The following is a 22,883-nucleotide window of genomic DNA, read 5'->3' on the forward strand; positions in this document are numbered from 1 at the left end:
CCCTGCCAACGGCGGCTGGAGGACGGCTGGCGCGCCGGTAGTGGCCAGAACGCCCCGGCGGACGGCCTCGCCAGGTGGCCGCCAGTCGCTCTCGATCCGCGCCGACCAGCATCCGGTTCGCTGGAACCCATTTGTCGGGCGGCAGGAAGGCAGACATGGACTACGACGAAGAGGTCCCCGTACTCATCGTGGGCGCCGGGCCGGTCGGCCTGTCGACGGCGCTCTTCCTGGCCAGGCAGGGGATCCGGCCGACCCTGGTCGAGAAGCGGTCCGGCACCTCGGTGCTCCCCCGCGCGCCGGGACTGCAGGCCCGCACGATGGAGCTGTTCCGGGCGGCGGGCGCGGGCGCGGACGTACGCGCACTGGAGATCGGTGACTCCCACGAGTACTTCGAGGGCGGCATCCTGCGGGTCAACACGTTCGCCGAGATCGACGACGCCGTGCTGCTGGAGTCACCGTCGCTGGACGGCGAGCGGATCAGCCCGGAGCGGGTGATGGGCTGCGGGCAGGACCGCTACGAGACGGTGCTGATGGCCCGGGCCACCGACGCGGGCGCCACCCTCCACTTCGGCACGCGACTGGTCGACCTGCACCAGGACGCCACGGGCGTCACGGCGACCGTCGAGGACGTCGAGTCGGGTGACCGGCGCCGCTTCCGCGCGCGCTACCTGGTCGGCGCCGACGGGGCGCGCAGCAAGGTCCGTGAGGTCCTCGGCGTGCCCCGCAGCGGCCGCGGCAACGTCTTCAACGCGATGAGCATCTATTTCCGCGCGCCGGAGCTCGACGAACTGCTCCAGGGCCGGAAGTTCATCCTCTGCTACGCGATGGCCGGCGGCGTGATGGTCGGCCTGTCCCGGCTGCACGGCCAGGACCCGTGGCTGGCCGCGCCGCTCTATCACCCCGAGGACGGCGAGTCGCCGGCCGACTTCTCCGACGAGCGCTGCGTCGAGGTGGTGCGCACCGCCGCCGGCCGCGCCGACCTCGACGTCGAGATCGTCGCGAAGGTCCCGTGGGAGGGCGCCCAGCTGGTGGCCGAGCGGTTCCGGGTCGGCCGGGTGTTCCTGGCCGGCGACGCGGCGCACCTGCACCCGCCGGCCGGCGGTTTCGGCGCCAACACCGGGATCCACGACGCGCACAACCTGGCCTGGAAGCTGACCGCGGCGCTGCGCGGCCAGGGCGGCGAGGGGCTGCTCGACAGCTACGACGCGGAGCGCCGGCCGCTGGGCGCCGCGATGGCCGAGCAGGCGATGGTGCGCAACCGGATCCGGCACGGCATCGCCAAGCCCGACGACCACGAGCGGATGGTGGACGACATCATCATCACGCTGGGCTACCGCTACCGATCGACGGCGCTGACCGGCGCCGACTCCCCCGACGTGCTGGTCCCCCGGCTGGAGCTGCTCGGCGAGCCGGGCACGCGGGCGCCGCACGTGTGGCTCGACCGGGCCGGCGAGCGGATCTCCACGATCGACCTGTTCTTCGGCTCTTGGGTGCTGCTCACGGGGGTCGAGGGCGACGCCTGGGCCAAGGCCGCGGCGGTGGTCGCCGAGCGCCTGCCGGTGCCCTTGCAGTGCTACCGCATCGGGCCGGGCGGCGACCTGGCCGACCCGGAGCAGCGGTGGGCGCAGGCCTACGGGGTGACCGGCAACGGTGCCGTGCTCGTGCGGCCCGACGCGTTCGTCGCCTGGCGCAGCGCGGACGAGGTGGCCGAGCCCGACGTGGTGCTGGCCGAGGCGCTGGCCCGGATGGCCGACGTCCCGCTCCGCTGAGCGGTCAAGAAAGGATCCACTATGGACCGTGTCCTCGCCGTCGTCGCCCTGCTCGGCAGCGGCGTCGTCACCGGTGTGCTGTTCGCCGTCGCGCTGAGCATGGTGCCGGCGCTGATGGCGATGACACCGGACCGCTACATCCACGCGCACAAGCTGCTCGGGCGGAACTGGGATCCCACCATGCCGATCATCGTGATCGGCGCGACGCTGGCCGACCTGGCGTGGGCGGTGAGCGCCGGCACCGCGGCGACGCGGGCGACGGCGCTCACCGCCGCGGTCCTGCTCGTCGGCGTCTCCGTCGTCTCGCACCTGGCGAACGTGCCGATCAACAAGCGGATGCGGGCCGTCGACGCGGACGCGATCCCGGCCGACTGGTCCGACCCGCGGCCGGTCTGGCGGTCGTGGCACCTGCTCCGCACGTCCCTGGCCGCCGCGGCGTTCGCCGCCAACTGCCTGGCCGCCACGTGGGTCTGACCCGCGGGGCGGTGCCGCTCCCGATCCGGAAGGACCACCATCGTGGCTGACCAAGCGGTCGCCGGACGCCCGGCGCCCATCGACTTCGACCCGTTCCATCCCGCGCACCGGGCCGACCCCTACCCGGTCTACCGCCGGCTGCGTGAACGGGCGCCGGTGTTCCGTACGCCCCGGGGCCATTGGTTGGTCAGCGGCTATCACGACTGCCAGGCGGTGTTCCGCGACCCGCGCTTCGGCCACGGCACCGGCGCCGCGTTGCGGGAGAACACCTTCCGCCGCCCGGTCACCGGCCGCAGCCTGCCGTTCATCCTGCTGGACCCGCCCGAGCACACCCGGCTGCGGTCGCTGGTCAGCCGGGCCTTCACCCCGCGGCGGATCGAGCGGCTCGCACCGCGGATCCAGGAGATCGTCGACGAGATGGTCGACGCGATGCTGGAGGCGGGCGCGGCGGACGTCATCGGCGACTTCGGGTATCCGCTGCCGGCGACGGTGATCAGCGAGATGCTCGGCGTGCCGGCCGCCGACCGCGAGGCGGTCAAGGAGCTCTCGCACCTGGTCGCCCGGGGCGTCGACCCCGACTTCAACCACACCCCGGAGGAGCTGCGGGAGCGCAACGAGGCGTTCGCGGCGTTCGACGAGTACTTCCACGAGCTGCTCGCACAGCGCCGGCAGCAGCCCGGCGACGATCTGCTCAGCGACCTGGTCGCGGTGCGGGACAACGACGAGCGGCTCAGCGAGAACGAGCTGCTGACCACGTGCATCCTGCTCTACGTCGCCGGTCACGAGACGACGATGGACCTGATCGGCAACGGCACCCTGGCCCTGCTCCGCAACCCCGCCGAGCACGAACGGTGGCGCGCGGACCCGGGTCTGGCCACGACCGCGGTCGAGGAGCTGCTGCGCTACGACCCGCCGACCCAGATGAGCCGGCGCACCGCCCTGGCCGACGTCCGGCTGGGCGACCACGAGATCGCCGCGGGCGACCAGGTCGTGCTGCTGCGCGGCGCGGCCAACCGCGACCCGGCGGCCTTCGCCGACCCGGAGCGCCTCGACCTCGGCCGGGCGGACAACCGGCACATCTCGTTCGACGGCGGCATCCACTTCTGCCTCGGCGCCGCGCTGGCCCGGCTGGAGGGGCGCATCGCGCTCGGCACGCTGGTCCGCCGGGCCGCCCGGATCGAGCTCGACAGCGACGAGCTGACCTACCGCTCCAACCTGATCATTCGTGGCCTGACGGCGCTGCCCGTCCGGCTCACCGCCTAGAACGGAAGGCATCCGATGCCGATCGCCGCCATCACCTACGACATCAAGGCCGGTTGCGAGGACGAGATCGCGAAGATCTTCACCGGCTTCCGCCGGGTGGGCAACCCGGCGGTCACCGACGCCGCCGGGCGCGAGGTGGGCAAGATCCTCAGCACCGCGCTGTTCATCCGGGACGCCACGATGGTCCGCTTCATCGAGTACGAGGGCAGCCTCGCCGACGTCGCCCGGTTCATGGCCGGCCAGCCGGGCGTGCAGGAGGTCGAGCGCAAGCTCAAGCCGTTCCTGGCCTCGCCCCGCCACACGGACACTGTGGACGGTTTCGTCGCCACGCTGACCGGCAGCGAGATGCGCTGCCTGTCGGCCCTTTCCGTGCGCGACTGACCGCGAAAGCAGGGGCGGCGGATCCGTCCCGGGACACCCCCCACCGGCGTCCGACGGATCCGCCGCCCCGTTGTCGTGCCGGTCAGCGGGTCCCGGCTGGCTGTGGCACCCGGGCCAGCTCGGCCAGCGCCGCCGCCACCGCGTTGGGCGTCGGCTGCGCCGCCATGTCGGCGGCGAGCGCGGCCGCCTCGAGCCGGTAGCCGTCCTCGTCGAGGACCCGGCCGACCGCCTCGCGGATGCGCACGTCGGTGAGGTCCCCGTCGCGGTCGATGACCAGGCCGGCGCCCACGCCGGTGAGCCGCCGCGCGTGCACGGCGTGGTCCGGCAGCTGGGGAATGAGCACCTGCGGCACGCCGTGCGACAGCCCGGTCAGCATCGTGCCGGCGCCACCGTGCGCGACCAGCGCCGCGCTGCCCGGCACCACCAGGTGCAGCGGCACGTCGGTGACCACCCGCACACCGGGCGGCAGCACGCCGAGCAGCGGCCGCTGTGCCGCGGTCACTGCCACCACCACCTCGACCCCGGTGCCGGCCAACACCGAGATCACCGGCCCGATCAGCAGGTACGCCGGGTCGAGGCGGGCCATCGTCGTGCCCCACGTGACGCACACCCGCGGCCGGCGCGGCGCCGGCAGCGGCGACTCCTGGGTGCCCGGGCCGTTGAACGGCACGTAGCGCATCGGCAGGCGGTCGGCCAGGGTGTCGAGCTGGAACCGGCCGGGGCACGGGTCGACGGTGGGCGCGGCGGCCGGGTCCACCGGGTCGAGCCCGTGCCGCGCGGCCAGCGGCGCCAGCAGGTCGGCGACCGGTCCGGACAGCCGGCTCAGCAGGTCGAGCCCGTAGGCGTGGCGGACGGCCGGCGTGCCGGTGGCGGCCGCGGCGAACGCGCCGGCCCACGCGGTGGGGTCGTAGACGACGAGGTCGGGGCGCCAGGCGCGGGTGAACTCGATCAGGTCGCCAGCCATCGCCTCCGCGATCTCGGCGAACACGGTCAGCGCCCGCGGCACCCCGCGCGCGGCCGGCCCACCGCCCGCCGGCTTCTGGTCGCCCGGCCGGTTGCGGCCGGCGAACGTGCGGAACGCCGGCAGCGGGTCGACGTCGGCGCCGACCGGCACCAGCGCGACCCCGGCGCCCGCGGCCGGCCCGGCCAGCGCGGGCGGCGCCGCGACCCGGACCTCGTGGCCCGCCGCGCGCAGCGCCCAGGCCAGCGGCGTCATCGCATAGAGGTGGCTGCGCCACGCCCACGTTGTCATCAGCACCCGCATCAGCGGCACCGTCCCTCCGTCGAAGGTGTTCCCGGTCCACGGTGCGCCGCCCGGCTCGCGGTCGGGTCGAGGGCCGCTTTACCGGCGCACCACCGGCGTTCCAGCACCCGCGGCGATGCTGGCCGCATGACGAACGACGACGGCTCGACCGCGCCGCGGACCGCCCTGGTCACCGGCGGGAACCGGGGTCTCGGCGAGGCGACCTGCGCGCTGCTGCACAAGCTCGGCCACCGGGTCGTGCTCACCGCCCGGCGGCACGCCGACGCGGCCGCGGCCGCCGCGGCCATCGGTGCCGACGTGCGGGCGGTCGCGCTCGACGTCACGGATCCGGGCAGCGTGCGGCGCGCGGTCGCCGACATCGGCCCGGTGGACATCCTGGTGAACAACGCCGGCGTGCTGCTCGACGCCGGTGGCCGGCCCTCCGACGTGCCACTCGACCTGGTCGAGCGCACGCTGGCCGTCAACGCGCTGGGCGCCTGGCGGGTCAGCCAGGCCGCCGTGCCCGGGATGGTCGAGCGCGGCTGGGGCCGGGTGGTGTTCGTGTCCAGCGGGACGGGCGTGTTCAGCAACGGGCTGTTCGCCGGCGCGCCCGCGTACTCGGTGTCCAAAGTGGTCGTCAACGCCGTCACCGTGCTGCTGGCCGCAGAGCTGGCCGGCACCGGCGTGCTGGTCAACGCCGTCAACCCGGGGCTGGTGCGGACCCGCATGCGGCCGGACGCGCCGCGCGGCCCGCACGAGGCCGCCGGTGACATCGTGGCCGCCGCGACGCTGCCGGACGGCGGGTCGCACGGGGCGCTGTTGCGCCACGGACGACCCGCCGCATGGTAGGCCGGCAGGTCAGTGCGGCAGCCGACCGTTGGCGGCCGACCGATGGGCCGCCGCCCAGCTGTCGTCGACGATCTCCGGGCGCCGATCGGTGTTGATGCGGTGGGCCCGGAAGACGCCGTCGATCCCGGAGTCCACCAGCAGCAGGCCACCGCCGATCAGCGGCCGGCCGGTGTCGAGGACCCCGCCCGCGTCGTCCGGCTGGTCGGGCGCGGCCGCGCTGTCCAGCAGCTCACGCGCGTACACCCGGACCAGCTCGTCGAACGCGTAGCGGACCGCCGGCGGGCCGGAGTGCACCGGGCGCAACAGGTAGGCGTCGACCAGGCCGGTCAGCAGCGCCTGGGCGTCGTCCCGGCCGGCACCGAGCAGGTCGGCCGCCTCGGCCGCGTCGAACTCGCCTGGCAACCGCGCGCCGAGCACCAGGAAGGCCGCCCGCTCGGCCTTGTCGAGCCGCTCGAGCGTGGCGTCGAACCGACATCGGATGTCGATGTCCGCCACGCGCAGCATGCGCAGCCGGTGCGGCGAGTCGGCGAGCAGCTCGGCGACCAGGTGCAGCGGCCACAACCAGGTCGCCGCGAGCCGGGTGCCGACCGCCCGCAGGGCCAGCGGCAGGCCGCCGCACAGCTCGACGATCCGGGCCGCCGCGGCCGGCTCGGCCGCGACCCGTTCGCTGCCGATCATCCGGGTCAGCAGCTCGACGCCGTGCTGCGGCTCGAGCCGGTCCAGGACCACCTGCTCGGCGGCGGGCACGGTCGGGCCGCGCCCGGTGATCAGGACGGCCGGTCCCCCCGCGCCCGGCAGCAACGGGGCGACCTGCCCCGGCGAGTGGGCGTCGTCGAGCACCACCAGCACGCGGCGGCGGGCCGTGACGGTCCGCAGCAGCTGCCCGCGCTCCTCGACCGTCGCCGGCACCTGGTCGGCCGGCACGCCCAGCGCCCGGAGCATCTGGTCGAGGATCTGCGCCGGTTCGGCCGGGGCGCGGCCGCTGCCCCGCAGGTCGACGAAGAGCTGACCGTCCGGGAAGTGCACGCCCATGTGGTGCGCGGCGTGCACGGCCAGGGCGGTCTTGCCGACGCCGGCCCCGCCGGTGATCGTAACGATGCCGCTCGCCGCCGCGTCGCCGAGCACGCTGCGCTCGATCCGCGCCACCATGGCGTCGCGACCGGTCAGGTCGATGACCCCGGGTGGCAACTGGGCCGGCGCGGGCAGCGGGCGTCCCGCCGGCGCCACCTCGACCACCTGCGCGTCGGCGCCGCTGGTCTCGTCGAGCGGCTGCGGCGACAGCAGCGAGCGGTGCAGCCGCAACAGCTCCGGCGACGGCTCGAGACCCAGTTCCGCGTCGAGGAGCTGGCTGAGCCGGTGATAGACGTCCAGGGCCTCGTAGCGGCGGCCGGACCGGTGCAGGGCGGCCATCAGCTTGGCCTGGAACCCTTCGTGCAGCGGGTGCGCCGCGGCCAGCGTGCGCAGCTCGCCGAGCAGCTCGCGGTGCCGGCCGAGCGCCAGGTCGGCGTCGAGCCGGATCTCCAGCGCCTGCAGCCGCCACTCCTCGAGGCGGGTGACCTCGGCCGCCAGCACGTTGCCGTGCACGACGTCGGCCAGCGCCCCGCCGCGCCAGATGCCCAGCGCCTCGGTCAGCAGCCGGGAGGTCTCGCTGTGGTCGCCCTGCTCCATCCTGGCCCGCCCGGCGTCGACCAGTTGGCCGAACAGGCAGCTGTCGAGATGCTGACCCGACAGGTCGACGTAGTAGCCGTGCGGCTTGGTCCGGAGCAGTTCCTCGCGGCCACCCGGCTCGTCGGTCGCGAGGAGCTTCCTCAGCTTGTAGATGTAGGTCTGCAAAGTGGCCAGCGCGCTCGGGGGCGGATCTTCGCCCCAGAGCTCGTCGACCAGCTCGTTGGTCCGCACGATGCGGTTGTGTCTGACCAGGAGCAGCGCCATGACCTGCCGAAGCTTGGGTGTGCTCGGCGTCCGGTCCTGATCACCTCGGACGATCTCCAGTGCCCCCAGAATCCGAAAGTGCATCGGTCCTCCCCAGGACTTTTTCGACGTGCGCACCTGGGTCACGACGCGAACTCGCCCGGCCCCCCGTCTGATCGTCAGCGCCGTTCCCGCGGGCCCGACACGTCCCCCGGCGTTCTCGCCGTCGTGCCCCGCCCGCCCCGCACGTCTGTTCAGGTAACACTGTGCCGTCGGTCGCTCGCAATCCGCTGGTGTGCGAGGTCAGGCCGGGGAGGGAAAATCAGACCGCCGGACCACCGAGGGCTCGGAATCGGTTGAAGCGCTGGGTCACCAGCTCATCTGCGGACATTGTGGACAGCTCCCGTAACGTCCGTTCGACGGCCTCACCCAACAGTTCCGCGGCGCGGATCGGGTCGGTGTGCGCGCCACCCGGCGGCTCGGGCACGATCGCGTCGATCACGCCCTGGCCCAGCAGGTCGCGCGGCGTCAGCCGGAGCGCGGTCGCGGCGTCGGGCGCGGCGGCCGGGTCCTTCCAGAGGATCGCGGCACAGCCTTCCGGACTGATCACCGAGTAGACGGCGTGCTCCGCGGCGAGCACCCGGTTGCCGACGCCGACCGCCAGCGCGCCGCCGCTGCCGCCCTCGCCGATCACCACACAGACGACCGGCACCGGCAGCCGCGCCATCAGCCGCAGGTTCTCGGCGATCGCCACGGCCTGGCCGTTGCTCTCGGAGTCCGGACCCGGGTCGGCCCCGGGGGTGTCGATCAGGGTCACCACGGGCAGGCCCAGCTTGGCGGCCAGCCGCATGACCCGGGCCGCCTTGCGGTAGCCGGCCGGGCTCGCCATGCCGAAGTTGCGGGCCGTCCGTTCGGTCGTGCGGTGGCCCTTGTCGTGGCCGACCAGCACGATCGGCAGGTCGCCCAGGCGACCGAGGCCCGCGATGACCGCCCGGCTGTCGCCGCCGATCCGGTCGCCGTGCAGCTCGTGGAAGTCGGTCAGCAGGTAGCTCACGTAGTCCGCCGTGGTGGGGCGGTCCGGGTGGCGGGCCAGCCGGACCGCCTCCCACGCCGTCCGCTCGGCCGCCCCCGCCGGCTCCGCCACCTGCGCCGGCTCCGCCTCCTTGCTTTGCTTACCAATACGCATCAGCCACGGACTCGGCTGATGCGCCGATGGAAGCAAAGCAAGGGGGTCGTCGGGCTCGAGCGGCGCTGGTGCGGCGACCCGCAGCAGCCGCGCGATCGCGCCCGGCACGGCGACCCGCGGCACCACATCGTCGATCAAGCCGCGGGCCAGCAGGAACTCGGCGGTCTGGAAGCCCTCCGGCAACCGCTGACCGGTGGTCTGCGCGATCACCCGCGGACCGGCGAAACCCAGGTGCGCGCCGGGTTCGGCGAGCACGACGTCGGTCAGCGTCGTGAACGAGGCGGCCACACCGCCGTACGTCGGGTCGGTCACGAGGGTGATCGTGAGGACGCCGGCCTCGTCGAGGGCGGCCAGCGCCTGGCTGGTCTTGGCCATCTGCATCAGCGACAGGGCGCCCTCCTGCATGCGGGCGCCACCGGAGGCGGTCACCAGCAGCAGCGGCAGCCGGTCCCGGAGGGCGGCCTCGGCCGTGCGGGTGACCGCCTCGCCGACGGCCACGCCCATGCTGCCGCCCAGGAACCGGAAGTCGAGCACGACCGCGTACACCGGCTCGCCCTCGATCGTCGCCCGCACGCACAGGGCCGCTTCCGGCAGGCCGGTCTGCGCACGGGCCCTGGCCAGGCTCTCCGGGTAGGGCCGCTGCGCCGCGAAACCCAGCGGGTCCTCGGCCACCTCGACCGCCGGCAGGTCGACGACGGAGCCCGGGTCGAACAGCGTCGCGATGCGCTCGGGCGCGGTCAGCCGGCCGTGGGCGCGGCAGTGCGGACAGATCCGCAGGTCGCGCCGGTAGCGCCGGCCGTAGACGAGCTCACGGCAGGATTCGCAGCGCAGCCAGTCCGGCTCGGCCGTCACCGCGTCGAGCACCACGTCAGTCATCCGATCGCCTCCGCCAGCAGATCCACCTGCTTCGGGTCCGCCACGCACGGGAACAGCACGAGCTCGTCGCACCCGGCGGCCGACCGTTCCGCGACCGTGCGCCGCACCGCCTCGGGGTCGGTCAACGCCGAGGCGAGGACCTTCTGGACGTACGGCCCGGCGTGCGCGTAGTAGCGGTTGATGTAGTGCCGCGCCGCGTCGGCCGCGCCGTCCCCGAGCGCGAAGTAGCCGAGCGACACCATCCGCGGCGGGTCCGTGCGACCCGCGGCCGCCCAGACGGCGCGGGCTCGGTCCGCCAGCGCCGGATAGGGCATCGCCGCGCTCCCGCCCGCGATCCAGCCCGTGCCGAACCGCGCCGCGCGCTGGATCGCCGCATCCGAGTGCCCACCGACCAGGATCGGCGGCGGGCTCGACAGCTCCGGCGCCTGGGCGCGCCACCGGTCCGGCAGCGCGGCCAGGAACCGGTCCAGCCGCCGGCCCCGGTCACCGAACCCGGTGCCGCACGCGTCGTAGTCGTCGGCCCGGTTGCCCGCGGCGACGCCCAGCACCAGCCGGCCGCCGCTGAGCCGGTCGACCGTGGCCAGCTGCTTGATAAGCACGGCGGCGTCGGACCGGTACGCGGCGATCAGGATCGTGGTGGCCAGCCGGATCCGCCGGGTGACGGCCGCCGCGGCGGCGAGCGCGACGACGGGCTCCAGGTTGTCGTAGACCAGCCGGTCGAGCACCGCGACGGACGAGAAGCCCTGCCGCTCGGCCCGGCCCGCCCAGTCCACGACGCCCTCGCCGGTGACGCCGGGGACGGTGGCGGGCAGGCCGATGCCGACCTCCATCAGGCACCCGGCCCGGACAGCGTGCCGGGCTTGCGGGCGTGGACAAGGGTGTCGCTCTCGCCGAGCGCCCGGCTCGTGACGCCCTCGAAACCGGCGTCGCGCAGCCATTCCGTCGCCTCCTCGACGCTGTACTCCGAACCGCCGTCGGTGGTGAGCAGCATGTCGAGGCTGACGACCAGGTTCTCCGGGTGGGTCAGCTCCGCGTCGACCATGGGGTCGTAGATGACCAGCAGCCCGCCCGGCGGCAGCGCGTCGAACGCCTTGCCGACCAGCATCCGCCGCTCCTCCGGCGCCCAGTCGTGGAGCACGTGCCCGATCACGACGGCGTCGGCGGACGGCAGCAGGTCCGTGAGGAAGCTGCCCGGGTGGAAGGTCATCCGGTCGGTGAGGCCGAGCCCGGCCATGTGCTCCGCGAACGGCCCGGCGTCCTCGGGCAGGTCGAAGACGATCCCGTGCAGGTGGGGGTTGGCTTTGACCACATGGGACAGCAGGTTGCCGCGGGCGCCGCCGACGTCCAGCACCGAGCGGTAGTCGCTCCAGTCGACCGCCTCGGCGACCTGCGGGCCGATCTGGTTGGTCAGCGCGTCCATCATGTCCAGGAAGCGGGCCAGCAGCCGCGGATTCTTGATCATCATGGCGTAGTCGGCGCCCGCCTGCGGCTTGCCGGTGCGCAGCGCCTCGCCGAGCTTGCCCCACGCGGGATAGAGGTTGTGGTTGGCCCGCTCCAGGAAGCCACCGACGTACGTGGGTTCGGAGCGCACGAGGTAGCGGTCGGTGGCGACCGAGTTGGCGTACCCCTGCTCGGAGCGGGTCAGCAGCCCGAGCGTGACCAGCAGGTCGAGGAAGTGCGGCACGCCCCGCTCGTGCAGGTCGAGCCGCTGCGCGATGCCGGCGGCGGGCAACGGCCCGTCCTCGTGGAGCCGGTCGAACAGCCGCAGCTCGAGCGCCGTCAGCAGGGCCTTGGCCTCGCAGAAGGCGGTGCCGATGCGCAGGATGCTGGCGGGGTTGTCGGTTTCGGCGACCAGGGCGCCCATGTCACGCTCCGTTCAGCTCGTCGCGACCCGGTCCATCCGGGTCGCCGGTCGGGATCTCCACCACGACGGCGGCGTCACTGTCGCCGGAACCGGCCGACACCGCCGCGTCGAACCGCAGCGCCGCCTGCCGGGTCATCGGCAGCGACACGCCCTGTGCCTGCGCGTCACCCACCGCCAGTCGCATGTCCTTGGCCATCAGCTCGGCGCGGAAGCCGGGCGGCTGGTAGGTCCGGGTGCGCATGAAGTCGGCGCGGAAGTTGAGCACCGGCGAGCGCCACCCGCTCTTCTGGATCGCGGTCAACAGCAGCTCGCGACTCAGGCCCGCCTGCTCGGCGAAGAGCACCGCCTCGGCCAGCCCGGCGGTCTGCACGCCGAGCAGCAGGTTGAAGGCGAGCTTCATGGCCGCCGCCTGTCCGGTCGGACCGAGGTAGAGCATGCCCTGGCGGGCCAAGGCGTCGAAGACGGGCTGCACCGCGTCGACGTGCGCGCGCTCGCCGGCCACGAAGACCCGCAGGTGCCCGGCCTCGGCCATCTCCGGGTTGCCGATCAGACAGGCCTCGACCCGGCGCACGTCCTCCTTGGCGAGCCGTTCCGCCGCGGCCCGGGCATAGCCGGGCGCGAGCGTCGTCATCTCGACAACAGTGCTGCCGGCCCGCAGGTGCGGCAGCATCTCGCCGAACAGCACCTCCTCGACCGCCTGCTCGTCGCTGAGGCTGACCAGCACCACGTCGGCCGCGGCCGCGACCTCGGCGGGCGAGCCCGCGGCCACCGCGCCGGCCGTGACCAGCGCCCGGGCCTTGCCCTCGCTGCGGTTCCAGACGAGCGGCGCGAGGCCGGCGGCGACCAGCCGCTTGGCCACGCCACCGCCCATCCCACCGAGGCCGACCACGGCCACGCGGGGCGTCGGCGCGTTCACCGGCCGGCCGGGTGCGTGTCGACGGAGAGCTGGGAGACGCTGCGCATCACGGCGTTGCGGAAGTACGCCCCGAACGCCTTCGGGTCACTGGTGTCCCGCTGCTCGGCGAGGAACGGGGCGAGCCGCTCCTCGATCTCCCGCACGCCGGGCTGGGTGGCCATGTGCCGGCCGATCGCGGCGAACTCGCCCTCGTAGTGGATGACGCGGACCAGCACGTCGTCCTTGACGAACACGCCGGTGCCGAGCAGCTTCCCGACCTCGGCGCCGTCGGGCGCGGTGAGCACGGGCGTGTCCACCCGGTTGAAGCCGGCGAAGATCTCGGCGATCTCGTCCTCGTGCCCCGGCTTGATCCGGTAGGTGATCGCGGCGTACGGCATCACATTCCTCCATCGACGTTGATCGTCACTCCGGTGACGTAGCGGGCGAGGTCGCTGCCCAGGAAGAGCACCGCGCCGGCAACGTCCTCGGGCGTGGCCAGCCGGCCCAGCGCCGTCATGCCGCGGATGTTGGCCAGCACGTGCGGCGGCAGGCCGGTGCCGGCCTCGGGCTCGATCAGGCCGGGCGCGACCACGTTGACCCGGATCCCCCGGCCGCCGAGCTCCTTGGCCAGCGACCGGGTCAGGCCGATGACCGCGGCCTTGGCCGAGGTGTAGTGCATTGCGTCCGGCCGGCCGCGCAACGCGCTCGACGCGCCGATGTTGACGATCGCGGCGCCCTCGGCCAGCAGCGGCAGGACCGCGCGGGTGGTCAGGTAGAAGGAAGTCAGGTCGAGGTCGACGAGCCGGTGCCACTCGGTCGGCTCGAGCTCCGGCAGCGGCGCGCTGCCGTCCACACCGACGTTGTTCACCAGCACGTCGAGCCCGCCCAGGGTGCCGCGCACGGCCTCGGCGAGCCGCGCGACGTCGGCGCTCCTGGTCACGTCGGCCTCGACGACCAGCGGTTGGGCGGCGCCGATCTCCTTCAGCTCGCGGACGAGCGACTCGGCCGCCTCGGCGTCGCGGTGATAGCAGGTGGCGACCGTGGCGCCCGCCCGCGCGAAGGCGAGCACGGTGGCGCGTCCGGCGCCCCGCGTCCCGCCGGTCACCAGCACCCGCCTGTCGGTCAGTGTCAGCACCACAGCTCCTCCCGTTGCCGGCCGCCCGGCCGGTCGGTCCGGACGCGGGCTATCCTCGCCACGCTCACTCGCGTCAGGCTTGAATCCCGTTCGAGCGGTCGGGGGACCGATGGCGACCCTGCTCTGCGTCCATGCCCATCCCGACGACGAGGCACTGTGGACAGGCGGGTTGTTGGCCCGGCACACCGCGCACGGCTGGCCGGCGGCGGTCGTGACGTGCGCCGCCGATCTGGTGGGGCCCCGCGTCGGCGAGCTGGCCGAGAGCCTCGCGGTGCTGGGTGCCGGCCCGCCGCGGCTGCTCGGTTTCGGTGACTCGGGCCGCCGGCCACCGTTCGCGCCGGCCAGCTTGTGCGCGGCCGACCTCGACGAAGTGGTGTTGCGGCTGGTGGCGCACATCCGGGTGGTCCGCCCGGACATCGTCGTCACCTACGACGCGTACGGGACCTACGGCCATCCCGACCACGTGCGCACCCACCGGGCCACCGTGGCGGCGATCGAGGCGGCCGCGCACCCGGCGGTGGCTCCGCAGGCCGGCGCGCCGTGGCAGGTGTCCAGCCTCTACCTGGCGACCTGGCCCCGGCCGGCGGTGCTGCGCGCGGTCTCGTGGCTGCGCCGGCACGGCGCCGAGATGCCGGCCGACGACGCGGCGATGGGCGTGCCGCCCGAGACGATCGACGTCGCGGTCGACGTGCGGCCGTGGCTCGACACCAAGTGGCGCGCGTTGTGCGCGCACCGGTCGGAGTTCGCCCGCGGCGACGGCCCGGCCCGGCTCAACCGGGTGCCGCCCCGGCTGCGCGAGCTGGCCCTGGGCACCGAGTGGTTCATCCGGCGCGACCTCCGGCCCCCCGGGCACGGCCTGCTCAGCTCGCCGGCACCGGCGCGCCTCGTACGCTCAGGGTGACCTCGACGTTGCCCGCGATCGCCTGCGAGTAGGGGCAGAACCGGTGCGCCCGGTGCAGCAGGCGACCGGCCTCGTCCGGGTCCACCGTCGGCGCGTCCAGGTCGATGTCCACGGCCAGGCCGAGCCCGCCCCGGCCGGTCGGCCCGAGGGCGACGCCGACCCGCACCCGGCTGCCCGCCAGGTCGACGCCGTAGCCCGATGCCACGTTTTCCAACGCCGACTGGAAACAGGCGGCATAACCGGCCGCGAACAGCTGCTCCGGGTTGACCCCGGCGCCGTCGTCGCCGCCCAGGCCGGCCGGCACGGCCAGCGTGAACTCCGGCCCACCGTCGTCGACCCGCACCCGGCCGGCCCGACCACCCTCGGCGACCGCACCCGTGCGGTAGAGCACCCGACTCAACGCCATCTGCGCCTCCCTCGTCGACGCACCATGCTGCGCGGGCCGGCCAGCAACTGACTGGAGTCTCAGACGACCTGGATATTGGCCATCATCGCCATGTCCTCGTGCTCGAGGTTGTGGCAGTGGAAGACATATTTCCCGCGGTAGCCCGTCCAGCGTGCGACCACCACCGCGTCCTCGGACGGTGACAGGTCGATGGTGTCCTTCCAGCCCCGGTCGGTGGGACGCGGCGGCCGGCCCTTGCGGTTGAGCACCTTGAACTGCACCAGGTGCAGGTGCACCGGGTGGTGCTTGTCGGTGCGCACCTTCCACAGCTCGGTCGCGCCGAGCTTGGGTTCGGCGTCGATCCGGTTGACGTCGAAGAACTTCTTGTTGATCTCCCAGGGCCCGCCGCCGCTGAACTCGAAGTCCCGGTCGGGGTTCTCCTGGTCACCGTCGAGCTCGCCGAAGACACCGAGGTCGGACAGGCGCTCCGGCACCCGGCTCTCGTCGCGCTCCTTGCGGGTCACCCGGAACTGCATCACCCGGGCGGTGCCCTCCGCGCCGATCCGGTTGATCAGGGTGACCTTGTCGCCCACCTGGTATTTCGAGAAGTCGACGACGACGTCGAATCGCTCCGCCTGTGCGATCGGCAGGGTCTCGTGGCCGAACGGCTTGTCGAGCAGCCCGCCGTCGCTGCCGACCTGCACGAAGGCGGGGCCGTCAACCGGTGGCGGGTCGAGCGCGAGCTCGTAGCGGCGGGCGTTGGAGGCATTGAGCAGCCGGAACCGGTAGCGGGTGTTGGACACCTCCAGGAAGGGCCAGACCGCCCCGTTGACGAGGATCGCGTCACCGAGCACCCCGTCCATGAAGTCGTCGTCCACACCGGACTCGCGGCGCAGGGTCGGGTCGGTCGACGGATAGCGGAACTGGCCCTTCCCGTCGAACGCCCGATCCGTGATCATCAACGGGATCTCCTTGTCGCCCTTGGGCAGGGAGAGCTCGTCGTCCTCGTCGTCGCGGATGAGATGGAAGCCGGCGAGTCCTTTGTAGACCTGCGGGCCGGTGAAGTCCATCCGGTGGTCGTGGTACCAGAGCGTGGCGGCCCGCTGGTCCTGCGGATAGGTGTACTGCCGCCGGCCGGTGGCCACGTCGAACGCGCCGTGGTCCATGACGGAGTGCGGGCTCTTGTGGTGGGGCAACGAGTCGCCCGTACGCACGATCACGTCCGTGGGATAGCCGTCGCTGTCCGGCGGGGTGTGCCCGCCGTGCAGGTGGACCGTCGTCGGCACGGGCAGCTCGTTGCGGTGCGTGACGACCACCCGTCGGCCGCTGCGGGACTCGATCGTCGGCCCCGGGAAGATCCCGTTGTAGCCCCACACCTCGGTCTCGTGACCGGGAACGATCCGCGCCCCGCCCCGCCGCGCCGTGATCTCGTAGTAGTCGGTCGTGGCGTCACTGCTGACCGGCCGCAGCACCGGCGGCACCGGCAGCTCGGTGGTGAACGCCTCCGGCAGCGGAACCTCGCTGGTCAGCGCCTTGCCGGTCACCGGCTCGCTCTCGCACCCGGCGAGCGCGCCGGGCACGGCGACACCGAGCGCGGACGCCGCGCCCAACCGCAACAGCGTTCGACGTCGGACACCCATGAGTTCCTCCTGTGAGAGACGTCAGACCGGATCTGGGCTATCTAGGCGGACCGGCACCGGAGCCCGCTGGAAGCCGGGTCGAGCCGCCGCCGACCGGCGCTCTACCGGGGCCGTCGAGGCTGGCGGCCCCGGCGCTGCCGGGCCGGACGAAGGAGAGCTCATGTCGTTGCGAAGACTCACAACCCAGCGGCGGTGGCTGGGCGCCTCGGTGGCCGTGCTCACCGTCGCGGCGCTGGCCGTCGGCCACCCCGCGGCCGCCGGTGGCGGCGCCGACACCACCACGCTGAGCGGCCCGAGCCCGCTGGCCGGCTGCGTCGCCGGCCCGGCCGGCGAGGTGGTGGCCACCAACACCGAGCTCGAACCGTGGCTCGCCGTCGACCGCTCGCGGCCCGGCCGGATGGCGGTCGCCTGGCAGCAGGACCGCCGGGCCCGGGGCAACGCGCAGGGCATCGTGGTCGCGGCCACCGCCGACGGCGGCCGGGCCTGGCAGGAGGCGCCCGCGCCCGGGTTGACCGCCTGCACCGGTGGGCAGCACGACCGCACCGGCAGCCCGGCGCTGAGCTTCGGCCCGACCGGCGTGCTCTATCTGAGCACCGGCTCGATCACGGGCTTCAACGTGTCGACCGTGGAGGTCAGCCGCTCGACCGACGGCGGACGCAGCTGGCTCGCGCCCGTGCCGGTGATCGCGGACAACACCGTCTACTGGAACGACAAGCCGAGCGTGACCGCCGACCCGACCAACCCACGGCTGGTCTACGTCACCTGGAACCGGGGCAACATCCAGCTCAGCCGGCACCAGGTGATGGTGGCCCGCAGCACCGACGGCGGCGCCACCTTCGCGCCGCCGCAGGCCCTCTATCAGCCGACCCCGGACGGCGCCGGCACCTTCGGCAGCCAGATCGTGGTGCTGCGGGACGGCAGCCTGCTGCACGTCGCGATCGAGAAGGAGTTCGCGATCAGCGGGCCCGCGCCGGTCGTGCAGAGCAAGGTGCTGGTGATGCGCTCGGCGGACAAGGGCGTCACCTGGACCGCGCCGCAGACCTTGGTCGAGCAGACGATCAACGCGCCCGTGCTGCCCGACACCGGCGCTCCGGTGCCGGCGCAGGGCATCAACCCGGACGTCGCGGTCGACCCGCTGACCGGCGCCGTCTACGTGGTCTGGGCGCAGCAGGGCCTCTCCCCCGCCGACAGCGACGTCGCGCTGGCCATGTCGCTCGACAACGGGCGGCGCTGGACGCGGCCGGTCCGGGTCAACCAGAGCCCGGCGGACGGTCCCGCGCGCGACAACCAGGCGATCCTGCCGCAGGTCGACGTGGCCGACGACGGGACCGTGGCGGTCAGCTACTACGACTTCCGGGCGAACACCCCGGCGGCCGGCACGCCGACCACGCTGTGGCTGGCGAGCTGCCGCAGCCTGCTGTGCGCGTTCGACGGCGACCGGTGGGACGAGCGTCGCCTCGCCGGGCCGTTCGACCTGGAGACGGCGCTGACCTGGCAGATCGGCCCCTACCTCGGCTCCTACGTGTCGCTGTCGCACACGGCCAGCCGGTTCGTGGCCGCCTACACGGCGACGACCGGCGACCCGGCCAACCCGCAGGACATCCTGGTGACGTCGGTGCCGATCCGCGCCCGGGGCTGAGCCCGGGGCCGGCGGCCCAGCTGGACGGGCGGGACGCGGCAACGCCCGCCCGTTCAGCGCCCAGGACCCTCGTGGCCGGACGACCGGGATGTTCCGCTCGTTGCTGGCCACGGATCAATGCTCGCCGCTGCCACCGCCGCGCTCGTCCTACCGCAGGACGTTTTGGCCGTACGCAAAAGGAGCAGCCCGCCCCTGACCTCAGCGCAGCCAACCGGGCTCGACCAGGCCGGACTCGTAGGCGAGCACGACGAGCTGGGCCCGGTCACGGGCGTTGAGCTTGGCCAGGATGCGGGTGATGTGGGTCTTGGCCGTGGCCGGGCTCATGCCCAGCCGCTCGGCGATCTCGTTGTTCGCGAGCCCGGCCACCACCAGCAGCAGGACGTCATATTCCCGCCGGGTCAGGCCGGACACGTCGAGCCGGGCGCCCGCGTAGCGCGCCGGCCGGCCGGCGAAGCCCGCGATCATCCGCCGGGTCACCGACGGCGCGAGCAGCGCGTCACCGCGGGCCACCGCCCGCACGCCGGCCACCAGCGCCTCGGGTTCGATGTCCTTGAGCAGGAAGCCGCTCGCGCCGACCCGCAGCGCCTCGTAGACGTAGTCGTCCTCGTCGAAGGTGGTCAGCACGACCACCCGCACGTCGGCCAGCTCGGGGTCGGAGACGATCCGGCGCGTGGCCTCGAGGCCGTCGACGACCGGCATCCGGATGTCCATCAGCACGACGTCGGGCCGGTGGGCGCGGGCCAGCTCGATCGCCTCCACGCCGGTGCCCGCCTCCGCCACGACCTCGATGTCGGGCTCGTCGAGCGTCGCCCGCAGCCCGGCCCGGACCAGCACCTGATCGTCGGCCAGGAGCAGCCGGATCATCCAACCTCCTTGACGGGGAACAGGGCGCGCACGCGGAAGCCGCCCTCGGGCCGAGGCCCGGCCAGCAGGTCGCCACCCACGGCGGCGGCCCGCTCGCGCATGCCGACCAGGCCGGTGCCGCCGGAGGACGCGGCGGGCGGCGCGGGTCGCACGGTCGAGGCCCGGCCGTCGTCGTCGATCTGGACCACCAGCTGGTCGGGCTCGTAGCGCAGCCGCACGTCGACCCGCTCCGCGTCCGCGTGCCGCGTGACGTTGGTCAGCGCCTCCTGGACGATCCGGTAGGCGGCCACCTCGATCCCGGACGGCAGCGGGCGCACCGGGCCGTCGACGGTGGTGCGCACGACCGGCCCGGCCGCCTGGGTGCGCCGGGCGAGGTCCGGCAGGGCGGCCAGCGTCGGCGCGGGCTGCCGCGCGCCGTCGTCGCCGGGGTCGCGCAGCACGGCCAGGGTGCCGCGCAGGTCCCGCAGCGCCTCCTGGCTCACCGTGCTGATCGTGCCCAGGGCCTCGTAGGCAAGGTCAGGATGGGTCGCGCGGCGCATGATGGCCGCGCTGGCGTGGATGCGCATCACGGTGATGTGGTGGCCGACCGAGTCGTGCAGCTCGCGGGCGATGCGCAGCCGCTCCTCGGCGACCCGCCGGCGGGCCTCGGCCTCGGCCGTGCGCTCCGCCTCGACCGCACGCGCCTCGACGGCCCGCAGGTAGGCCCGGCGGCTGCGGCTGAACTCGCCGAACACGATGATCGCCACGAGCCAGCCGACGACGGGGAACAGGTCGTCGGTCTCCAGGGGCGCGTCGGAGAGCAGCTCGGCGCCCTGGATCACCAGGACGCAGGCCGTGGCCGCCACGATCGCGCTGATCCGGCGGCCGGCGGTCACCGCGTGGTAGAGCGCGACGACGAACGGGAGCGGCTCGACACCAGGCGGGTTGCCGAGCATGTAGTAGGCGGCGGCCGCCCCGAGGGTCACGAGCAGCGCGATCCGCGGATAGCGCCGCCGGAAGGCGAGCGCGAGCAGGGCCGCGACCAGCAACGCCCAGCCCAGTGGGCCCGTCGGGTCGATGCTGTGCCGCCCGGAGAGATAGGAGCCCCCGAGGGTGACCAGCGCGACGGTCCCCAGGAACACCCACTCGCCGACCGGGCCGTCGGACATCTGCCGCCACCATCGGTAGCCGGTCATGCCACACACGGTACGGCACCCGCCGCTCCGCCCCACGGTGGAGAAAAGCCCTCCGGCGTACGCCTTTGGCGCAGTCGGAAACCGTTCCGGAGGTCGAGCCCCGGGGCCGTGCGCGCGTCCACGATGGAGACTGGCGCCTCCCGCCGGGCACCAACCGTATCCGCAGATCCGACGGAGAGACCATGTCCCGCACCGAGATCAGAGCCGCCACCGAGAGCCCGACGTCGACCGGCCCCGCCCAACCTCCCGACCGGGCCACCACGCTGCTTCTCAAGATCTTCGGCCGCCGCTCCAAGTGGCTGGTCCTGGTCGTCTGGATCGCCCTGCTGGCCGGTGTCGGGCCGATCGCCAACAAGCTCTACGAGGTGACCAGCGACGACGCGCTGGCCTGGCTGCCCGCGTCGGCCGAGTCGACCGTGGTCGCGGCCCAGGAGGACCGCTTCCCCGACGAGGGCACGCTGCTGGCCGTCGCCGTGTTCGCCCGCGACTCCGGCCTCACCGACGCCGACCGCGCCGCCGTCTCGGCCGCCCGCGACCGCCTGCAGACGTTCGCCGCCGGCGGGCAGATCGCGGACGCCCTGCCGTCCCCCGACGGCCGCGCGCTGGCCCTGCTGGTGCCCATGCCGGTCGGCGACGACGGCGGCGTGGCCGCCGACCGCGTCAACGAGCTGCGCGACGAGGTGCGGGCCGGCCTGCCGGGCGGCCTGGAGGCCAAGACCACCGGCCCGGCCAGCGCCGGCGCGGACATCGGCGAAGCGTTCGCCGGGCTCGACGCGACGCTGCTGTCGGTCAGCGTGCTGGTGGTGGCCATCCTGCTGCTGGTCACCTATCGCAGCCCGTCGCTGTGGTTGATGCCGCTGCTCGCCGCGGGCGCCGCCATCCAGCTCGCCAACACCCTGGTCTACCTGCTGGTCGAGCAGGCGGGTCTGGTCGTCAACTCGATGAACGCCGGCATCCTCACGGTGCTCGTCTTCGGCGCCGGCACCGACTACGCGCTGCTGCTCATCGCCCGCTACCGCGAGGAGCTGCACCGCCACGAGGACCGGCACGTGGCCATGGCGGTCGCACTGCGCCGGGCCGGCCCGGCCGTGATCGCGTCCGCGGCCACCGTCGCCGTCGGCCTGCTCTGCCTGCTCGCCGCCGACCTGAGCTCCAACCGCGGCCTCGGCCCGGTCGGTGCCATCGGCGTGGTCACCGCGCTGATCGCGATGCTGACGCTGCTCCCGGTGCTCCTGCTGATCTTCGGCCGCGGCCTGTTCTGGCCGTTCGTCCCCCGGGCCGGCACCCCGCCGCGCTCCGGGCGCAACCTGTGGGCCCGGATCGGCACGGTGGTCGCCCGCCGGCGCCGGCTCGTCTGGGTGGGCACCGCGCTCGTGCTGGCCGCCCTCTCGTTCGGCGCCAGCGGCATCACGATCGGCCTGACCGGGGCCGACGTCTACACGACCCGGCCCGAGTCGGTGCAGGGCCAGGAGCTGCTGGCCGCCCACTTCCCCGCCGGGTCCGCCGAGCCGGCTCTGATCACGGCCAACGCGGCGGCGGCGTCCGCCGTGGCCACGGCCGCCCGGGGCGTCCAGGGCGTGGCCGAGGTCGGGCCGCCGGTCACCTCGACCGACGGGGCGCTGGTCAAGCTCGAGGCGGTGCTGACCGACCCGCCCGACAGCGCGGCCGCCGAGGCGACGGTGCAGCGGCTGCGCGACGCCGTGCACGGTGTGGGCGGAGCGGACGCCGCGGTCGGCGGCAGCACCGCCACCACCTACGACACCGACCAGGCCAACGCCCACGACCGCACGGTGGTCATCCCGCTGGTGCTGGGCGTCGTGCTGGTCATCCTGATGGGCCTGCTCCGCGCGCTGGTGGCGCCGGTGCTGCTGGTGGCGACCGTGGTGCTGTCGTTCGGCACCGCACTCGGGCTCAGCTGGCTGCTCTTCGAGCACGTCTTCGGCTTCAACGGTGTCGACCAGTCGCTGATCCTGCTCGGCTTCCTGTTCCTGGTCGCGCTCGGCGTCGACTACAACATCTTCCTGATCACGAGAGCCAGGGAGGAGGCCGCCCACCGTGGCCACCAGGCGGGCATGCTGCACGCGCTCGCGGTCACCGGTGGGGTGATCACCAGCGCCGGCGTGGTGCTGGCCGCGACGTTCGCCGTGCTCAACGTGCTGCCGCTGGTCGCGACGGCCGAGCTCGGCCTGCTCGTCGGCCTCGGGGTGCTGCTCGACACGCTCGTCGTCCGGCCGATCCTGGTGCCGGCGCTCGCGCTCGACGTCGGCCGGAAGTTCTGGTGGCCCAGCCGGCTGTCCCGCGGATCCACTCCCAACCCGTCGGAGCCCCGTCCGGCGGACGCGGCCTGAGCCGCGCAAGGAACGGTCCGTTGTTAACGCCTCGCGTTAACAACGGACCGTTCCTCTGCGGAAAGCGTTAAGAACGGACCGTTCC

At 73.8% G+C, this 22,883-nt stretch carries 20 protein-coding genes; 8 read left to right on the forward strand and 12 right to left on the reverse strand.

What is annotated here, in order from left to right; translation table 11 throughout:
• Positions 1–155 precede the first annotated feature (155 nt).
• The 4 genes from O7635_RS02720 to O7635_RS02735 are packed head-to-tail and all read left to right on the forward strand — an operon-like array spanning position 156 to position 3,887.
• Positions 156–1,769: an FAD-dependent oxidoreductase gene (locus tag O7635_RS02720; RefSeq protein ID WP_278078804.1), complete on the forward strand. Its 1,614-nt coding sequence runs from the start codon at positions 156–158 to the stop codon at positions 1,767–1,769.
• A 21-nt stretch (positions 1,770–1,790) separates the two neighbouring features.
• A complete protein-coding gene (locus O7635_RS02725) occupies positions 1,791–2,243 on the forward strand; it encodes an anthrone oxygenase family protein (RefSeq protein ID WP_278078805.1) in 453 nt (150 codons plus the stop codon).
• Between the two features lie 42 nt (positions 2,244–2,285).
• Positions 2,286–3,506, forward strand: a complete 1,221-nt coding sequence (locus O7635_RS02730; protein ID WP_278078806.1) for a cytochrome P450 — start codon at positions 2,286–2,288, stop codon at positions 3,504–3,506.
• 15 nt (positions 3,507–3,521) lie between these two features.
• Positions 3,522–3,887 carry a SchA/CurD-like domain-containing protein gene (locus O7635_RS02735; RefSeq protein ID WP_278078807.1) on the forward strand — a complete coding sequence of 122 codons (366 nt, stop codon included), beginning with the start codon at positions 3,522–3,524 and terminating at the stop codon, positions 3,885–3,887.
• A gap of 82 nt (positions 3,888–3,969) precedes the next feature.
• Here the strand turns inward: O7635_RS02735 and O7635_RS02740 are convergent, their stop codons facing one another.
• Positions 3,970–5,151: a nucleotide disphospho-sugar-binding domain-containing protein gene (locus O7635_RS02740; protein WP_278078808.1), complete on the reverse strand. Its 1,182-nt coding sequence runs from the start codon at positions 5,149–5,151 to the stop codon at positions 3,970–3,972.
• Between the two features lie 126 nt (positions 5,152–5,277).
• Here O7635_RS02740 and O7635_RS02745 point away from each other — a divergent pair, with 126 nt between their 5' ends.
• Entirely contained in the window at positions 5,278–5,979 is a 702-nt protein-coding gene (locus tag O7635_RS02745; protein WP_278078809.1) for an SDR family NAD(P)-dependent oxidoreductase, read from the forward strand.
• Between the two features lie 9 nt (positions 5,980–5,988).
• Here O7635_RS02745 and O7635_RS02750 read toward each other — a convergent pair whose 3' ends face one another.
• The 7 genes from O7635_RS02750 to O7635_RS02780 all read right to left on the reverse strand — a co-directional run bounded on the left by O7635_RS02750 (position 5,989) and on the right by O7635_RS02780 (position 13,846).
• On the reverse strand, positions 5,989–7,995 hold the full coding sequence (locus O7635_RS02750) for an AfsR/SARP family transcriptional regulator (protein ID WP_278078810.1): 2,007 nt from the start codon (positions 7,993–7,995) through the stop codon (positions 5,989–5,991).
• Positions 7,996–8,212: 217 nt separating this feature from the next.
• Positions 8,213–9,952, reverse strand: a complete 1,740-nt coding sequence (locus O7635_RS02755; RefSeq protein WP_278078811.1) for an acetyl-CoA carboxylase carboxyltransferase subunit alpha — start codon at positions 9,950–9,952, stop codon at positions 8,213–8,215.
• Positions 9,949–10,782 carry an LLM class flavin-dependent oxidoreductase gene (locus O7635_RS02760; RefSeq protein WP_278078812.1) on the reverse strand — a complete coding sequence of 278 codons (834 nt, stop codon included), beginning with the start codon at positions 10,780–10,782 and terminating at the stop codon, positions 9,949–9,951. The genes O7635_RS02755 and O7635_RS02760 overlap by 4 nt, the downstream gene beginning before the upstream one ends.
• Complete coding sequence (locus O7635_RS02765) at positions 10,782–11,816, reverse strand: methyltransferase (protein ID WP_278078813.1); 1,035 nt, start codon at positions 11,814–11,816, stop codon at positions 10,782–10,784. Before O7635_RS02765 ends, O7635_RS02760 begins: the two co-directional genes overlap by 1 nt.
• Before the next feature lies 1 nt (position 11,817).
• Entirely contained in the window at positions 11,818–12,732 is a 915-nt protein-coding gene (locus tag O7635_RS02770) for an NAD(P)-dependent oxidoreductase (protein WP_278078814.1), read from the reverse strand.
• A complete protein-coding gene (locus tag O7635_RS02775; protein ID WP_278078815.1) occupies positions 12,729–13,109 on the reverse strand; it encodes a SchA/CurD-like domain-containing protein in 381 nt (126 codons plus the stop codon). Before O7635_RS02775 ends, O7635_RS02770 begins: the two co-directional genes overlap by 4 nt.
• Entirely contained in the window at positions 13,109–13,846 is a 738-nt protein-coding gene (locus O7635_RS02780) for an SDR family NAD(P)-dependent oxidoreductase (protein WP_278078816.1), read from the reverse strand. The genes O7635_RS02775 and O7635_RS02780 overlap by 1 nt, the downstream gene beginning before the upstream one ends.
• A gap of 109 nt (positions 13,847–13,955) precedes the next feature.
• Between O7635_RS02780 and O7635_RS02785 the strand changes: the two genes are divergently transcribed.
• Positions 13,956–14,747 (forward strand): PIG-L family deacetylase, encoded by a 792-nt coding sequence (locus tag O7635_RS02785; protein ID WP_278078817.1) that lies wholly within the window; start codon positions 13,956–13,958, stop codon positions 14,745–14,747.
• Here the strand turns inward: O7635_RS02785 and O7635_RS02790 are convergent.
• Together O7635_RS02790 and O7635_RS02795 are read right to left on the reverse strand one after the other, a co-directional pair.
• Positions 14,707–15,153, reverse strand: a complete 447-nt coding sequence (locus O7635_RS02790; protein WP_278078818.1) for an Ohr family peroxiredoxin — start codon at positions 15,151–15,153, stop codon at positions 14,707–14,709. The genes O7635_RS02785 and O7635_RS02790 overlap by 41 nt on opposite strands.
• Before the next feature lie 59 nt (positions 15,154–15,212).
• The gene (locus tag O7635_RS02795; protein WP_278078819.1) at positions 15,213–16,772 is read right to left on the reverse strand and encodes a multicopper oxidase domain-containing protein; all 1,560 of its coding nucleotides are present in this window, start codon (positions 16,770–16,772) and stop codon (positions 15,213–15,215) included.
• Positions 16,773–16,932: 160 nt separating this feature from the next.
• Between O7635_RS02795 and O7635_RS02800 the strand changes: the two genes are divergently transcribed.
• Positions 16,933–18,411, forward strand: coding sequence for a sialidase family protein (locus tag O7635_RS02800; RefSeq protein WP_278078820.1), 1,479 nt, complete (start codon positions 16,933–16,935; stop codon positions 18,409–18,411).
• A 198-nt stretch (positions 18,412–18,609) separates the two neighbouring features.
• Here the strand turns inward: O7635_RS02800 and O7635_RS02805 are convergent, their stop codons facing one another.
• Positions 18,610–19,275: a response regulator transcription factor gene (locus tag O7635_RS02805; protein WP_278078821.1), complete on the reverse strand. Its 666-nt coding sequence runs from the start codon at positions 19,273–19,275 to the stop codon at positions 18,610–18,612.
• Positions 19,272–20,450, reverse strand: a complete 1,179-nt coding sequence (locus tag O7635_RS02810) for a sensor histidine kinase (RefSeq protein ID WP_278078822.1) — start codon at positions 20,448–20,450, stop codon at positions 19,272–19,274. The genes O7635_RS02805 and O7635_RS02810 overlap by 4 nt, the downstream gene beginning before the upstream one ends.
• Positions 20,451–20,632: 182 nt before the next feature.
• Between O7635_RS02810 and O7635_RS02815 the strand changes: the two genes are divergently transcribed.
• Positions 20,633–22,798: an MMPL family transporter gene (locus O7635_RS02815; protein ID WP_278078823.1), complete on the forward strand. Its 2,166-nt coding sequence runs from the start codon at positions 20,633–20,635 to the stop codon at positions 22,796–22,798.
• Positions 22,799–22,883: the final 85 nt, after the last annotated feature.

The organism is Asanoa sp. WMMD1127 (assembly GCF_029626225.1).
Taxonomy (GTDB): domain Bacteria; phylum Actinomycetota; class Actinomycetes; order Mycobacteriales; family Micromonosporaceae; genus Asanoa.

Coding starts and splice junctions, on each gene's coding strand:
- O7635_RS02720 (WP_278078804.1), top strand. CDS start 156: ATGGACTACGACGAAGAGGTCCCCGTACTCATCGTGGGCGCCGGGCCG.
- O7635_RS02725 (WP_278078805.1), top strand. CDS start 1,791: ATGGACCGTGTCCTCGCCGTCGTCGCCCTGCTCGGCAGCGGCGTCGTC.
- O7635_RS02735 (WP_278078807.1), top strand. CDS start 3,522: ATGCCGATCGCCGCCATCACCTACGACATCAAGGCCGGTTGCGAGGAC.
- O7635_RS02740 (WP_278078808.1), bottom strand. CDS start 5,151: ATGCGGGTGCTGATGACAACGTGGGCGTGGCGCAGCCACCTCTATGCG.
- O7635_RS02745 (WP_278078809.1), top strand. CDS start 5,278: ATGACGAACGACGACGGCTCGACCGCGCCGCGGACCGCCCTGGTCACC.
- O7635_RS02750 (WP_278078810.1), bottom strand. CDS start 7,995: ATGCACTTTCGGATTCTGGGGGCACTGGAGATCGTCCGAGGTGATCAG.
- O7635_RS02755 (WP_278078811.1), bottom strand. CDS start 9,952: ATGACTGACGTGGTGCTCGACGCGGTGACGGCCGAGCCGGACTGGCTG.
- O7635_RS02760 (WP_278078812.1), bottom strand. CDS start 10,782: ATGGAGGTCGGCATCGGCCTGCCCGCCACCGTCCCCGGCGTCACCGGC.
- O7635_RS02765 (WP_278078813.1), bottom strand. CDS start 11,816: ATGGGCGCCCTGGTCGCCGAAACCGACAACCCCGCCAGCATCCTGCGC.
- O7635_RS02775 (WP_278078815.1), bottom strand. CDS start 13,109: ATGCCGTACGCCGCGATCACCTACCGGATCAAGCCGGGGCACGAGGAC.
- O7635_RS02785 (WP_278078817.1), top strand. CDS start 13,956: ATGGCGACCCTGCTCTGCGTCCATGCCCATCCCGACGACGAGGCACTG.
- O7635_RS02790 (WP_278078818.1), bottom strand. CDS start 15,153: ATGGCGTTGAGTCGGGTGCTCTACCGCACGGGTGCGGTCGCCGAGGGT.
- O7635_RS02795 (WP_278078819.1), bottom strand. CDS start 16,772: ATGGGTGTCCGACGTCGAACGCTGTTGCGGTTGGGCGCGGCGTCCGCG.
- O7635_RS02800 (WP_278078820.1), top strand. CDS start 16,933: ATGTCGTTGCGAAGACTCACAACCCAGCGGCGGTGGCTGGGCGCCTCG.
- O7635_RS02805 (WP_278078821.1), bottom strand. CDS start 19,275: ATGATCCGGCTGCTCCTGGCCGACGATCAGGTGCTGGTCCGGGCCGGG.
- O7635_RS02810 (WP_278078822.1), bottom strand. CDS start 20,450: ATGACCGGCTACCGATGGTGGCGGCAGATGTCCGACGGCCCGGTCGGC.
- O7635_RS02815 (WP_278078823.1), top strand. CDS start 20,633: ATGTCCCGCACCGAGATCAGAGCCGCCACCGAGAGCCCGACGTCGACC.